The organism is Streptomyces marispadix, from assembly GCF_022524345.1.
Taxonomy (GTDB): Bacteria; Actinomycetota; Actinomycetes; order Streptomycetales; family Streptomycetaceae; genus Streptomyces; species Streptomyces marispadix.
Genome location: NZ_JAKWJU010000002.1, coordinates 2,278,716 through 2,291,779, shown reverse-complemented (window position 1 = coordinate 2,291,779; position 13,064 = coordinate 2,278,716). Strand labels below are relative to the sequence as shown.

The 13,064-nt window shown below is 71.1% G+C and carries 11 protein-coding genes; 3 read left to right on the top strand and 8 right to left on the bottom strand.

Annotation, left to right across the window (positions count from 1 at the left end; translation table 11 throughout):
* Positions 1–14: 14 nt before the first annotated feature.
* From MMA15_RS09695 to MMA15_RS09685, 3 genes are all read right to left on the bottom strand, one after another.
* Positions 15–1,055: a hypothetical protein gene (locus MMA15_RS09695; RefSeq protein ID WP_241058709.1), complete on the bottom strand. Its 1,041-nt coding sequence runs from the start codon at positions 1,053–1,055 to the stop codon at positions 15–17.
* 245 nt (positions 1,056–1,300) lie between these two features.
* A complete protein-coding gene (locus tag MMA15_RS09690; protein ID WP_241058708.1) occupies positions 1,301–2,521 on the bottom strand; it encodes an acetyl-CoA C-acetyltransferase in 1,221 nt (406 codons plus the stop codon).
* 396 nt (positions 2,522–2,917) lie between these two features.
* Entirely contained in the window at positions 2,918–3,940 is a 1,023-nt protein-coding gene (locus tag MMA15_RS09685; protein ID WP_372498331.1) for an SGNH/GDSL hydrolase family protein, read from the bottom strand.
* A 298-nt stretch (positions 3,941–4,238) separates the two neighbouring features.
* Here MMA15_RS09685 and MMA15_RS09680 point away from each other — a divergent pair, with 298 nt between their 5' ends.
* The gene (locus MMA15_RS09680; protein ID WP_241058706.1) at positions 4,239–5,630 is read left to right on the top strand and encodes a cystathionine beta-synthase; all 1,392 of its coding nucleotides are present in this window, start codon (positions 4,239–4,241) and stop codon (positions 5,628–5,630) included.
* A gap of 311 nt (positions 5,631–5,941) precedes the next feature.
* Here MMA15_RS09680 and MMA15_RS09675 read toward each other — a convergent pair whose 3' ends face one another.
* Positions 5,942–6,379, bottom strand: a complete 438-nt coding sequence (locus MMA15_RS09675; protein WP_241058705.1) for a hypothetical protein — start codon at positions 6,377–6,379, stop codon at positions 5,942–5,944.
* An 11-nt stretch (positions 6,380–6,390) separates the two neighbouring features.
* Entirely contained in the window at positions 6,391–7,863 is a 1,473-nt protein-coding gene (locus MMA15_RS09670) for a purine-cytosine permease family protein (RefSeq protein WP_241058704.1), read from the bottom strand.
* Between the two features lie 256 nt (positions 7,864–8,119).
* On the opposite strand from MMA15_RS09670, the gene MMA15_RS09665 reads away from it, so the two are divergent.
* Positions 8,120–8,971, top strand: a complete 852-nt coding sequence (locus MMA15_RS09665) for a MurR/RpiR family transcriptional regulator (RefSeq protein WP_241058703.1) — start codon at positions 8,120–8,122, stop codon at positions 8,969–8,971.
* A 126-nt stretch (positions 8,972–9,097) separates the two neighbouring features.
* Here MMA15_RS09665 and MMA15_RS09660 read toward each other — a convergent pair whose 3' ends face one another.
* Positions 9,098–9,820: a maleylpyruvate isomerase family mycothiol-dependent enzyme gene (locus MMA15_RS09660; RefSeq protein ID WP_241058702.1), complete on the bottom strand. Its 723-nt coding sequence runs from the start codon at positions 9,818–9,820 to the stop codon at positions 9,098–9,100.
* 122 nt (positions 9,821–9,942) lie between these two features.
* Entirely contained in the window at positions 9,943–11,322 is a 1,380-nt protein-coding gene (locus MMA15_RS09655; protein WP_241058701.1) for an APC family permease, read from the bottom strand.
* Between the two features lie 148 nt (positions 11,323–11,470).
* Here MMA15_RS09655 and MMA15_RS09650 point away from each other — a divergent pair, with 148 nt between their 5' ends.
* Positions 11,471–12,649: a 5-methyltetrahydropteroyltriglutamate--homocysteine S-methyltransferase gene (locus tag MMA15_RS09650; protein ID WP_241058700.1), complete on the top strand. Its 1,179-nt coding sequence runs from the start codon at positions 11,471–11,473 to the stop codon at positions 12,647–12,649.
* Between the two features lie 58 nt (positions 12,650–12,707).
* Here MMA15_RS09650 and MMA15_RS09645 read toward each other — a convergent pair whose 3' ends face one another.
* Positions 12,708–12,944: a hypothetical protein gene (locus MMA15_RS09645; protein ID WP_241058699.1), complete on the bottom strand. Its 237-nt coding sequence runs from the start codon at positions 12,942–12,944 to the stop codon at positions 12,708–12,710.
* Positions 12,945–13,064 lie beyond the last annotated feature (120 nt).

Sequence of the window (13,064 nt, the reverse complement as noted above, 5' to 3'; positions counted from 1 at the left end):
CGGGCAGCGGCGACCTAGCGGGAGGCGATGACGCGGTCCGCGAGGAGATAGGCGGTGCGGCCCTCGCCGTATGAGAACGTCAGGGCGTACGCGCCGGAGACGCTGGAGCCGCCCATCAGCACCGGCACATCGCCCTCGCGCAGCGCCTCGCGCAGGGCCTCCGCCGTCTCACGGTGGCCGGGCGAGAGGCACACGGTCGTACCGTCCTGGAAGAGGTAGACGTCGAGCGTGCCCAGCGGGCCCTGCCGTACGTCAGACAGCGGTGTACGGGCCTCCGCCAGCTTCTCCAGGCGCCCCACGGTCTGCTCACGGCCCTCGTGGTCCTTCGCGCGCAGCGGAGTCTGCGCCGGGACGGCGGGTTCGCCGCGGAGCGTGAAGTCCGGCTCCGAGGGGTGACGGCGGCGGGCCGCCGCGATCCCGGGGTGCTGATGGTCCTGGCCGCCGTCGCCCGGTACGCCGTGGTCCACACCGTGATCCACCGGGCCGCCGTGGTCCGTGAGGCCGCCGTGGTCGCGGGGGCCTCCGGGACCTCCGGGGTCGGTGAAGCCGCCGTGCTCCGTGAGGCCGCCGTGCTCCGTGAGGCCCTCGTGGTCCGTGAGGTTGTCCCCGTGGTCCATGGGCTCCAGATCGGGGCCCGACTGCCGCGGCACGAAGATGCCCGGCCCCGGCATGTCACGGTCCCGGAGCTCGCGAAGCCCGCGCAGGACGTCCTCGTCGACGCGGCCCCGCAGCAGTGCGTCCAGTACGGGGACGATCTCGTACTCCGTGCCGCGTCCGGCGAGCGTCGCGTCGTCGTCGGCGCCTGCCGCGCCCGACTCCTGCGCCCTCCACACGGCACGGGCCTCGGCCAGCTCCCGCTCCCGCTCCTCCGCGATCGCCTCGACGACGATGCTGTGGATCTCCTCTGCGGAACGAGCGTGCGGGACCTTGGCACCGGCGTTACGCGCGCACTCGTCGAGCCGCCGGCGCAGGTCGCGCGCCGAGTGCAGGGCCGCGCCGGCGACCGCGGCGGAGGCCACCGAGGTCGCGAGCAGCAGCAGAGATATGGCGCTCACAGACGTACTCCTGGTTCCGTTCGTTCCCCCCGAACGCTGATGGGACCTCCCCGGGGGCAGCCCCGGAGGAGACCTCCGCCGGGCCCCCGCCCGGCGAAAGCGCGAGGCAGAAGCCCGAGGGAAAGTCGACCGTAGTCCCAAACTCCGTGAATAGGACAGAGGTGAACTGTCATCTACGTCGCCACAGCGCCCGTGAGCTGGGGGAACACACCGGTCCAGGGGGATAAATCACATCCCCGCGCCCGTCAGCTCAGGCGCTCCAGCACCATGGCCATGCCCTGGCCGCCGCCGACGCACATGGTCTCCAGGGCGAACTGCTTGTCGTGCCACTTCAGGGAGTTGAGCAGTGTCGTGGTGATCCGTGCGCCCGTCATGCCGAAGGGGTGCCCGACGGCGATGGCGCCGCCGTTGACGTTCAGCTTGTCCAGATCGATGCCGAGGTCGCGGTAGGAGGGGATGACCTGGGCGGCGAACGCCTCGTTGATCTCGACGAGATCGATGTCGCCGATAGTCATTCCCGCACGGGCGAGCGCCTGCTTGCTCGCCTCGACGGGCCCGTAGCCCATGATCTCGGGGGAGAGGCCGGAGACGCCGGTGGAGACGATCCGGGCCAGCGGCGTGAGGCCCAACTCCCGTGCCTTGGTGTCGGACATGACCACCAGCGCGGCGGCGCCGTCGTTGAGCGGACAGCAGTTTCCGGCGGTGACGAGTCCGTCGGGGCGGAAGACTGGCTTGAGGCCCTCGACGCCTTCGAGGGTCACGCCCGCACGCGGCCCGTCGTCCTTGGCCACGGTGTCGCCGTCAGGCGTCGTCACGGGCGTGATCTCCCGCTCCCAGAAGCCGTCCGCGATGGCCTTCTCCGCGAGGTTCTGGGACCGTACGCCGAACTCGTCCATGTCCCTGCGCGTGACGCCCTTGAGGCGGGCCAGGTTCTCCGCGGTCTGCCCCATCGCGATGTAGACGTCGGGCACCTGCCCGCTCTCGCGCGGGTCCTCCCAGCCCGAGCCGCCCTTCTCGGCGCGCTCGGCGGTACGGGCCTCGGCGTCGGCGAAGAGGGGGTTGTGCGTGCCGGGCATGCCGTCCGAACTCCCGTTGACGGAACGGGAGACGGTCTCGACGCCCGCCGAGATGAAGACGTCTCCCTCGCCCGCCTTGATGGCGTGCATCGCCATGCGGGTCGTCTGGAGCGACGAGGAGCAGTAGCGGGTGATCGTGCAGCCCGGAAGGTGGTCCATGCCGAGCTGTACGGCCACGACGCGGCCGAGGTTGTGCCCCTGCTCGCCGCCCGGCAGGCCGCAGCCCAGCATCAGGTCATCGATCTGCGCGGGGTCGAGTTCCGGCACCTTGTCGAGGGCGGCCTTCACGATGTGCGCGGTCAGGTCGTCGGGACGTACGTCCTTCAGCGACCCCTTGAAGGCGCGTCCGATGGGCGAGCGGGCGGCAGAGACGATCACTGCTTCGGGCATCACGGCTCCAGAGGGTCGACGGGCTCGGGCTGAACCGGGGCCCTGGCGGGGCCAGGGGTCCTGACGGAACCCGGAATTCGCCGGGAGGGACCGATTCCCTTGCGGGAGGCGGGTCTTCCGGGTTCCTCCGGGAAGCTACCTGCCCGTAGTCCGGGGGTCACGGCTTGCACGGTGTGACTCGGGACTCTTTTCTAAGCGCTTGCTTTCCAAGTGGTACGGGTGCCGTACCCGGGCCCGTGCGCCGGGCCCACTGTCCACCGTAGGCCGGGAAGCGCGGATACCGGGGGGTGCCGGCACACGGGCCGCCGACTGGCCCGCGTTCAGGGCCCGTTGCGGCGGGGCCCGTCGAGCAGGGTCCGTTGCCGTGGGGCTCGCTCTGCCGCGAGGCCCGTTCCGCTACAGGGCCTGTTCCGGCGTCGCCTCGATCTCCTCCGCCGGAGGGAGCCGCCGCCTGCGGCGGTGCTTGAGCAGCGCCCACGGCCCGCGCACTCCCGCGACCTCCGTGCCGCCCTCTGTGACGGCCTCGGCCGCCGCCCGCGCCACCGGCAGGATGCTCTCGCGCCGTGCCGCGTCGGGCCGTTCGTCCTCCGTGGGCCACAGCCCGAGCGAGGCGCACAGCGTCGGCAGTATCGCCATGGCGGCCGTCGCGTAACCCTCCGCCGAGGGGTGGTAGTTGTCCGGTCCGAACAGCTCCCGCGGGTGCGCCGCGAACTCGGGCCCGAGCAGGTCGCCGAGCGAGACCGTACGGGCGCCCTCCTCGACGACCGCGATGGTCTGCGCGGCGGCGAGCTGCCGGCTCAGCCGGCGTGCGACCCACCGCAGCGGCTGCCCCACCGGCTCGATGGAGCCCAGGTCGGGGCAGGTGCCGACGACGACCTCGCATCCCGCGGTACGCAGCCGCGCCACCGCGTCGGACAGCAGTCGCACCGCACGGGACGGGGGCATCCGGTGGGTCACGTCGTTGGCGCCGATCATGATGATGCAGACGTCGGGCGCGAGGTCGAGGTCGTGCTCGCTCAGCAGCAGCGTGACCTGGCGCTCCAAGTCGTCGGACTGGGCGCCGGGCAGCGCCACGTTGCGCAGTTCCACGGGACGTTCGGCGACGGCGGCGAGCGCCGAGGCGAGCAGCGCTCCCGGTGTCTGGCGGGGCAGTTGGACGCCTTGCCCCGCCGCGGTGGAGTCGCCGAGGAATCCGAGCCTTACGGGGCGTCCCCGGTGCTGTCCTGCGAAGGCGGCGCCGTAGACGCCGTCGGCCTTGGGCGGTTCGTCGTCCGAGCCGCCGATCCTGCGCTTGGCGAGCTGGGCCTCGGTGAACAGCAGTCCGACCGCGGCGCCGCCGAGCAGGCTGAGGCCGCCGCCGCCGTATGCGGCCGCGGTCGCGATCCGCCGTGCCACTCTTGCGCTCGCCGCCTTCGACATCGGCATGTTTCTGGTCCGCCTCCTGCTGGTGCTTCGTGAGTCTGCCGCGGCCACGGTGACGCGTGTGTCACCTGGGACGACACCGGGCCGAGTGCATGAAAGGGCACTCTGGTTGGGTAGTCGGTGTGAGCGCTCGGTGCGCGTCCTGTGACGTGCGGGCCGAGCGCCCTTAACACTGTGTTGCCCCGTGGGGACCGCTCTGCAACCTTCGCAACGGGCCTCCGGTGTGCGCGTGTTGCGCAATATCGTGACGGTAAGGGCATGCAACGACGCTGCCCACGGACGCGCGGAGACCACGTTGCAGTATCACGAGTCCATGATCGACCTTGTCGGCGATACCCCGCTGATCAAGCTCAACAGTGTTACGGAGGGTATCCGTGCCACGGTGCTCGCGAAGGTCGAATACTTCAACCCCGGCGGTTCCGTAAAGGACCGGATCGCGCTGCGGATGATCGAGGCGGCGGAGGCGTCCGGCGAACTCCGCCCGGGCGGCACCATCGTCGAGCCCACCTCCGGCAACACCGGCGTCGGGCTTGCCATCGTCGCCCAGCAGAAGGGCTATCGCTGCCTGTTCGTGTGTCCCGACAAGGTCTCGACGGACAAGATCAATGTGCTGCGCGCCTACGGCGCGGAGGTCGTGGTCTGCCCCACGGCCGTCGACCCCGAGCACCCCGACTCGTACTACAACGTCTCGGACCGGCTCGTGCGCGAGACCCCCGGCTCATGGAAGCCCGACCAGTACAGCAACCCCAACAACCCGCGCTCGCACTACGAGACGACCGGGCCGGAGCTGTGGCGGCAGACCGACGGGCGGATCACGCACTTCGTCGCGGGCATCGGCACCGGCGGCACCATCTCCGGAACCGGCCGTTACCTCAAGGAAGTCAGCGACGGGCGCGTGCGCATCGTCGGCGCGGACCCCGAGGGTTCGGTCTACAGCGGCGGTTCCGGCCGTCCGTATCTGGTGGAGGGCGTCGGCGAGGACTTCTGGCCGGAGGCCTACGACCGCGGCGTGGCGGACGAGATCGTTCCCGTCTCCGACAAGGACTCCTTCCAGATGACGCGGCGTCTGGCGAAGGAGGAGGGCCTGCTGGTGGGCGGCTCCTGCGGTATGGCCGTGGTGGGCGCGCTGGAGGTCGCACGCGGGCTGGGCCCTGACGACGTGGTGGTCGTGCTGCTGCCGGACGGCGGCCGCGGCTATCTCAGCAAGATCTTCAACGACGAGTGGATGAACGACTACGGCTTCCTGGAGGAGGGCGAGGCCACGGCGGTACGGGTGGGAGACGTACTGCGGCACAAGGAGGGCCCCATCCCCTCCCTCGTGCACATGCATCCCGAGGAGACGGTCGGCGAGGCCATCGAGGTGCTGCGTGAGTACGGCGTCTCGCAGATGCCGGTGGTCAAGCCGGGTGCGGGGCATCCGGACGTGATGGCCGCCGAGGTCGTGGGGTCCGTCGTCGAACGGGAGCTGCTGGACGCGCTGTTCGCGCAGCGGGCCTCGCTGGGCGACCTGCTGGAGAAGCACATGAGCGCCCCGCTGCCGCACGTCGGCTCGGGCGAGTCCGTCGGCGACCTGATGCCGGTGCTCGAACGGGCCGACGCGGCAGTGGTGTTGGCGGAGGGCAAGCCGGTGGGCGTGCTCAGCAGGCAGGATCTGCTGGCGTATCTGGCGAGCGGCACGAAGAAGTGAGTGCCCGATCGAAGTGAGGGCGCGCCTCGAAGTGGCGTGACACATCGAGGCGATGGGGCGACGGGGTGATGGGTCGAGCCGGCTCGGTGGGAGAGTGTCACGGCCGCGAAACGCGCAGTTGACACTCGTCCCGCACAGTGGAGTGCGCAGGCGTCGTGGAACTCCGGTGCGGCTCCCGGGTCCGTGTACGCCAGGACGCGACCGGTACTGACGCCGGCGTGTATCCAGGCGGGGGCCGCCGTTCGTCCCGCCCCGGCGACGGCGCCGGGGTGCGGCGGCCCCCGCCGTCTCCGGCCCCTCGCGTGGCTCGCCTAGTCCCAGTCGCTCGTCTTGCGGCTGCCGTCCCGCTCCCGTCCGAAGGGGAGCCGGAATCCGTTCGCCTGCACGGCGTTGACGCCGACGATGCCCGCCCAGCACACCAGCAGCCCCGGCAGGCCCGTGTTGACGGCGGCGATGGCCGACAGCGGCACGGCGAGCACCAGCGAGGCCACCGCCAGCAGCCGGGGGCCCATGCCTTCCGGATACGAGGGCGAGGCCCCGCCCGAGGAGGGCCGCGCGCCGCGGGCGACGGCCATCTGCTGCTCGGCCGCCTGCCGGCGCAGCCGGTTGTCCACGACCGTCTCCAGACGCTTGTCGAACTTCTCCAGGAACGAGGAGATCAGCTCCTCGTCGTACTCCTGGCCGAGTTCTCTGCGGGTCTGGAGCGTCGCGTTCAGTTCTCGCGTCAGCTCGGGGTCGCGGGCGTCCATGTGCGGGGACGTTACGCGTGCGGGCCGCTCCCGGCAGTGGTGCTAGCCCCCGTATCGGCGTGCGGCCGGGCCCCACCCCCGCTGCTCGCGGCAGGTTCGGTGCCCAGGATCGTACGGTCCGGGATGTGGGAGGTGTCGTGCCGGGCGAGCATCCAGTACGCGGCCGCGGGCATGGCCAGCCCGACGATCCAGGAGACGTCGGCGCCGCCCAGCGGCCCGACGAACGGCCCGGTGTAGAAGTGGGTCGCCAGGAAGGGGAATTGGGCGAGCAGCCCGATGCCGTACACGGTCAGGGCACGCCACCGCCAGGCGCCGTAGCGCCCGCCCGGATCGCTGAACGCGGGCAGGTCGTAGCGCTCCTTGGCGATCAGGTAGTAGTCGACGAGATTGATCGCTGACCAGGGCGTGAACGCCGTCAGCAGGAACAGCAGGAAGTCCTTGAACGAGGTGAGGAAGCTGTCCTTGCCGAGGAGCGCGAGCGCCGTGCCCGCCACCATGATCCCGCCGATGTAGGCGGCACGGGCGCGCTGCGAGAGCACGGCCTGACCGCGGAATCCGCTGACGCTGGTGACCAGCGACATGAAACCGCCGTATGTGTTCAGCACGTTGATGGTCAGCTTGCCGAGCGCGATGACGAAGTACAGGGCGGACGCCAGGAGTCCGGCTCCGCCCAGGCCGACGATGTACTCCACCTCGTGGCCGGTGAAGCGCCCGCCCGCGGCGGCGGCCGCCAGTGCGCCGAAGGTCATCGACCACTGCGAGCCCAGCCCCGTGCCGGCGAGGGTCCACCAGAACGTGGCGCGGGCGGACGTCGAACGCGGCAGATAGCGCGAGTAGTCCGCCACGTAGGGCCCGTAGGCGAGCTGCCAGGAGGCGGCCAGCGCGACCGCCAGCAGGAACACGGGGAGTTCGAAGGCGCGGTCGGCGAGCAGCGCGCCGAGGTCGGCTCGTTCCATCAGGCGGGCGCCGAGATAGACGAAGGCGAGCGCGCAGATCAGCGAAGCGAGGCGGCCGAGGGTGTGGATGAGGCGGTAGCCGACGGCGGCGGCGACACCGGTGGCCAGCGCGAAGAGGACGATGCCGGGTGTCTCGCCGAGCCTGGTGAGTTCGCCGACGGCCTGACCGGCGAGGACGCTGCCGCTCGCGAAGAAGCCGACGTACATCACGATGACAAGGGCCAGCGGCACGATCGCGCCGCGTACCCCGAACTGAGCCCGGGAGGAGATCATTTGGGGCAGGCCGAGCCGCGGCCCCTGCGCGGAGTGGAGCGCCATCACGGCTCCGCCCAGCACATTGCCGAGGGCCAGTCCGATCACGGCCCAGAACGCGCCCGCCCCGAAGACGACCGCGAGGGCGCCGGTGATCACGGCGGTGATCTGAAGGTTGGCGCCCAGCCACAGCGTGAACTGGCTGAAGGCGCTGCCGTGCCGCTCGTCGTCCGGTACGACGTCGATCGAGCGGCGCTCTACGAGGGAGGTGGGCATTCGTGCTCCCTTGCCCGACTGCATATAGTCATGCACAGTCGTTCTGTGGTGAATAGATTGTCAAGGGTCCCGTTGTGAAACTCCGGTGTGCGGCACGGGCGGGGCGCGCGGCCGGTACACAGGGGCAGGGGCTCACCACCGCGAGCACATGGACCCTCGGCCGCGGCGGCGGTGACAGCGGGACGGCTCCACACCGGTACGGCGGTACGGCGGTACGGCCTTTGACCATGCGACGGCGCGACAGCGGGAGGACGGGATGAGCAGCGCGAGCGCGCGGCTGCTGAAGCTCTTCGAGGGGCACAGGCTCACGCCCACCCAGCGCCGCATCGCGCACTGCATGGTGCGGCAGGCCGGGGACGCGCCGTTCCTCTCCAGCGTCGAACTGGCCGAACTGGCAGGTGTCAGCCAGCCGTCCGTGACCCGCTTCGCCGTGGCCCTCGGCTTCGACGGCTATCCGGCGCTCCGCCGGCACCTGCGGGAATCAGCGCCCGAGGCGGGGAGCGCGTCCGGCGAGCGGGACACCGAGCCCGATCCGTACAACGCCTATCAGCAGGCGGTGCACGCCGAGATCGACAATCTGCGGCACCTGGCGGCGCTGCTCGCGGACCCGGCTCCCGTGGAGCGCGCGGGACGCCTGCTCGCGGCCAGTCCCGTACTGCCCGTGCTGGGGCTGCGTGCCGCCTCCGCTCAGGCACGGGGCTTCGCCTACTTCGCCGCCAAGGTCCACCCCGGCGTACGGCTGCTGGACGAGGGCGGCAGCATGCTGGCCGACCGTATCGACGGCTGTGTACGTGCCGGTGCGGACGTGCTGCTGTGCTTCGCGCTGCCCCGCCACCCCAAGGAGGTCGCGGAAGCGCTCGGACACGCGCGGGGCGCGGGCCTGCGGATCGTCACCGTCGCCGACAGCGCCTTCGCGCCGGTCGCACATCCCGAGGACCTGCTGCTTCCCGCGGCCGTCGGCACGGGGCTCGTCTTCGACACCGCGTGCGCGCCGATGCTGCTGGGGCGGGTGCTGCTGGAGGCCATGTGCGACGGGCTGCCGGAGGCGCAGTCGAGGCTGGAGGAGTTCGACGCTCGGGCGGCGGAGCGCGGGCTGTTCCTGGAGTAGCGGCGCAACCGCGTCCGCCGCGTGAGGTGTCGACGGGGGCGGGCGCCAACTGTCGGGGTGGCGTGGTTCGTCGGGCCGCTTGCTGTGGGGCGTCACGGCGGCGTGCGGGAGGTGTGCGGGAGGTCGTCAGCGTGGACGTCCCGAACTCCCGCACCCGGGGGCCCGATTGCGCCATGCCCAGTACGGATCGCGGCCCAGGAAGGCGACGAGACGGTCGCTGGGGTCGGCCTCCGCCGGGACCGTGAGCGGCGGACCGAAGAGCGGATGACGGGCCGAGGGCCTGGGCACCAACTGCCGTGCCGTGCGCATCAGCACGGTCGCCAGCGAAGCCGGTACCGGCCGGGGCAGGCCGGTGGCCTGTGCGACGTCCCAGCCGTGCACGGCGATCTCCAGTGCTCCCGCACCGGCGAGGGCCGCCGCCGTCAGCGGCAGATCGCCGATGGCGACGAGGCGTCCGCCGCCCTCTGCCGCGGTCCACGCGCCCAGCAGCCGCGACGCCCGTGCGCGGAAGACCGCCGCCGGGTCGTCGTCCCGGACGGTCCGCCCCCGCCCGAGGCTGTGCTGCGACTCCGGTTCAGTCCCCGGCACAGGCTCCCGGCCCATGTCCCGTACCGGCTCCGGCTCGGGCCTCGGCTCCCGCTCGGCCGGTGCCACGTACCCGTCCTCGAACCCCTCGTACAGCGCGGCCAGCGAGTCGCAGGCGTGCCACAGCAGCGCCCCGAGGTCCCAACTCCCGCACGGCGTCGGCCGGTCGAGCGTCGGCGCCGTCACGGGCCGTACGGCGCAGAGCGCATAGCCGAGCGCCCGCTCCAGCAGCGCGGTGCCCGTCTCCGGCGTACCGTCGTCCATCGCCCGCCCGCCTGCCCTTCCGCGCACGCCGCCGTGGCAGCCCTCCGGCCGCCCCGGACACCCGGGCGTCCCGTCGCCCACGGTCTACCGTCACTCGTACCGACCGCGTGGACGGGGCGAACTCATCGGCGGCGTGCGGTGATTCCCAGGAAGGCCCTGTTCACGGCCCACAGCACCACGCCCAGCGCCACCAGCAGCCCGGCCCGTACGTATACGTCCGCCGCACGGTCGGCCAGCGGGCTCGCCAGCAGGGCCGTGGCGACCGTGCCGACGACGGGCAGGGCGGTCGGCGTACGGAAGTGGCGGTGCTCCACGCGGTCCTTGCGCAGCACCAGGACCGCGATGTTGACGACGGCGAAGACGCACAGCAGAAGGAAGGACGTCGTATCGCCCAGGCCCTCGATCTCGCCGGTGGAGACCAGGGCGACGGCCAGCAGGGAGACGAAGACGATGCCCACGACCGGGGTGCGCCGATGCGGCAGCACACGGCCCATCACGGCGGGCAGGATGCCCTCGTTGGCCATGCCGTAGCACAGGCGCGACGCCATCATGATGTTGATCAGCGCGGAGTTGCTGACCGCGAACAGCGCGATGACGGCGAAGAGTTCGGGCGGGAAGCTGACCCCGCCCGCCTTGACGACCTCCAGCAGCGGACCGCTGGACTTCTCCAGTACCCGGAAGTCGACGAGCAGCGAGGAGACGAGCGCGACCAGCACGTAGACGGTCCCGGTGACGGTGACGCCGATGAACAGAGCGCGGGGGAAGTTGCGGGTGGGGTCGACGGTCTCCTCGGCCATGTTGATGGAGTCCTCGAAGCCGACGAATGCGAAGAACCCCAGTGCGGTCGCCCCCATCACGCCGGTGAGGAGCGCGTATCCGGTGCCGTCGGAGGTATGGACGTCGCCCAGGCGGCCCGGGTCGCCCTCGCCCGAGAAGACCGCGAAGACGCCGATGGCGATGATGATCAGCAGTCCGGCCAGCTCTACGAGGGTGAGCACGACGTTCGTCTTCACCGACTCCGAGACGCCGCGCAGATTGAGCGCCGCCAGGGCGAGCACGAAGAGGATCGCGATGAGCGTCGGGGGTACGTCCACGAGCTCGCCCAGATAGTCGCCCGCGAAGGCACGTGCCGCCGCGCTCGCCGACGACAGCCCCGAGCACATGACCATGAACGCCACGATGAAGGTCAGGAACGGCAGCCTGAACGCCCGCTGGGTGTAGAGCGCGGCACCGGCCGCCCTCGGGTACTTGCCCACCAGTTCCGCGTAGGACGCCGCCGTCAGCAGCGCGACCGCGAAGCCGATCACGAACGGCAGCCACAGCGCGCCGCCGACCTTGCCGGCGACCTTGCCGGTGGTGGCGTAGATGCCGGTGCCGAGGATGTCGCCGACGATGAAGAGGATCAGCAGTCTGGGTCCGATGGCGCGGACGAGAGGGGGCCCTTCGGAGGGGGCGGTGGGCTCGGGGCCCTTTGCGTCAGGGGCAGCTTCAGAATCCGGCATGGGCCGTAGTTTCCCATCGGCGTACCGATCCAGACTGCGTTGATTTCCGTACGTTCGTCCGCCCTGGCTTCCGGACACCGGAACACATGGTTGAGGAATGGACCACTCCGGAGCAGTGTGAGCCCCTCACCGGACGAAGGGACCACCCATGACGTCAGAGCCGACGACGCCGACGACGCCCTCCGGCGAGGCGGCCGGCGGTCCGCGGACGCTGCCGCCCTTCCGCGCCGACCACGTGGGCAGCCTGCTGCGCCCGGCCGCGCTCAAGCACGCTCGCGAGGAGTACGGCGCGGGGCGCATCGACGCCTCCGAACTGCGCGCCGCCGAGGACGAGGCCGTACGCGAAGTCGTCGCCATGCAGCGGGAGGCCGGCCTGCGGAGCGCGACGGACGGCGAATTCCGCAGGCAGTCCTGGCACATGGACTTCATCTACTCGCTCGGCGGGATCAACAAGGTCCAGGACGGCAATCTGCGGGTGAAGTTCCACAACGCGGACGGCGACATCGAGTGGGCGCCGCCGTCGGCCCACGTTGACGAACGGGTGCGCCTGGACGGCACGATCTTCGCCGACGCCTTCGCCTTCCTCCGTGACACCGTCGCGGAGGGAACCACCCCGAAGCTGACCATCCCCTCGCCCAGCATGGTCCACTACCGGGGCGGACGCGCCTCGATCGACGAGTCCGTCTACCCGGACATGGAGTCCTTCTGGACGGACCTCACCGACGCGTACGCGGCACAGGTGCGCGGCGTCTACGAGTTGGGCTGCCGCTACCTCCAGCTCGACGACACCAGCCTCGCCTACCTCAACGACCCCGAACAGCGCCGCCACGTAGCGGAGATCGGCGGCGACCCCGAGCACCAGCACGAGACGTACATCGCCAACATCAACCGCGCTCTCGCCGGGCGCCCCGGCGACCTTCGCGTCACCACGCACATGTGCCGGGGCAACTTCGCCTCGTCGTGGGTGGCTTCGGGCGGCTACGACTTCGTCGCCGAGGCCCTCTTCGGCTCGCTCGACGTCGACGGCTTCTTCCTGGAGTACGACGACGAGCGCTCCGGGGGCTTCGAGCCGCTGCGCTTTGTGCCGAAGGGCAAGCAGGTCGTGCTGGGTCTGGTCACCAGCAAGCGTCCGGAGTTGGAGAGCAAGGACGCGCTGAAGCGCCGCATCGAGGAGGCGTCCCGCTACGTCGACGGCGACCAGCTCTGCCTGTCGCCCCAGTGCGGCTTCTCCTCGACGCTGGAGGGCAACAACCTCACGATCGACGACCAGTTGGCGAAGCTGCGGCTGATAGTCGAGACGGCGGAGGAGGTCTGGGGCGGCGCCTGACCGGGCCCTTCCCCGCCGTCGAATCGCCATGGCCGAACGGCGTTGCCTCCGGGGCCGTTCAGCCTGCGGGGTGCCGTGCGGCGTCCCGTGCGGCCTCCGGCTCCCTGTCCCCGGTGTGCGTGGGCGCGGGCTGCCCCCGGGCCACGATCCTGACCGTACCGGCGGTGAGGAGCCTGGCCTGCACGGAGCCGCAGACACAGCGCGTCCAGCTCAATACGCCTTCCTCGGTGGGGTGTTGGGACAGATCCTGGACAGGACGGCTGTCGGGCCATCCGCAGTGCGGGCAGTCGGACACTGGTGCTCCTCCACTCGTTGTCTCTCGTCCGCGTCGCACCGGCGCATCGCTCGGTGAGTTCGGCGGGCCGACTGGTCGGTGAGTCGGCGGGGGCCGGTGAGGTCCCCTTACCGAAAGCCT

Excerpts from the sequence above, each read along its gene's own strand:
- MMA15_RS09690 (WP_241058708.1), bottom strand. The coding sequence starts at position 2,521 with ATGCCCGAAGCAGTGATCGTCTCTGCCGCCCGCTCGCCCATCGGACGC.
- MMA15_RS09665 (WP_241058703.1), top strand. The coding sequence starts at position 8,120 with ATGAGCAGCGCGAGCGCGCGGCTGCTGAAGCTCTTCGAGGGGCACAGG.
- MMA15_RS09650 (WP_241058700.1), top strand. The coding sequence starts at position 11,471 with ATGACGTCAGAGCCGACGACGCCGACGACGCCCTCCGGCGAGGCGGCC.
- MMA15_RS09685 (WP_372498331.1), bottom strand. The coding sequence starts at position 3,940 with ATGTCGAAGGCGGCGAGCGCAAGAGTGGCACGGCGGATCGCGACCGCG.
- MMA15_RS09670 (WP_241058704.1), bottom strand. The coding sequence starts at position 7,863 with ATGCCCACCTCCCTCGTAGAGCGCCGCTCGATCGACGTCGTACCGGAC.
- MMA15_RS09675 (WP_241058705.1), bottom strand. The coding sequence starts at position 6,379 with ATGGACGCCCGCGACCCCGAGCTGACGCGAGAACTGAACGCGACGCTC.
- MMA15_RS09660 (WP_241058702.1), bottom strand. The coding sequence starts at position 9,820 with ATGGACGACGGTACGCCGGAGACGGGCACCGCGCTGCTGGAGCGGGCG.
- MMA15_RS09655 (WP_241058701.1), bottom strand. The coding sequence starts at position 11,322 with ATGCCGGATTCTGAAGCTGCCCCTGACGCAAAGGGCCCCGAGCCCACC.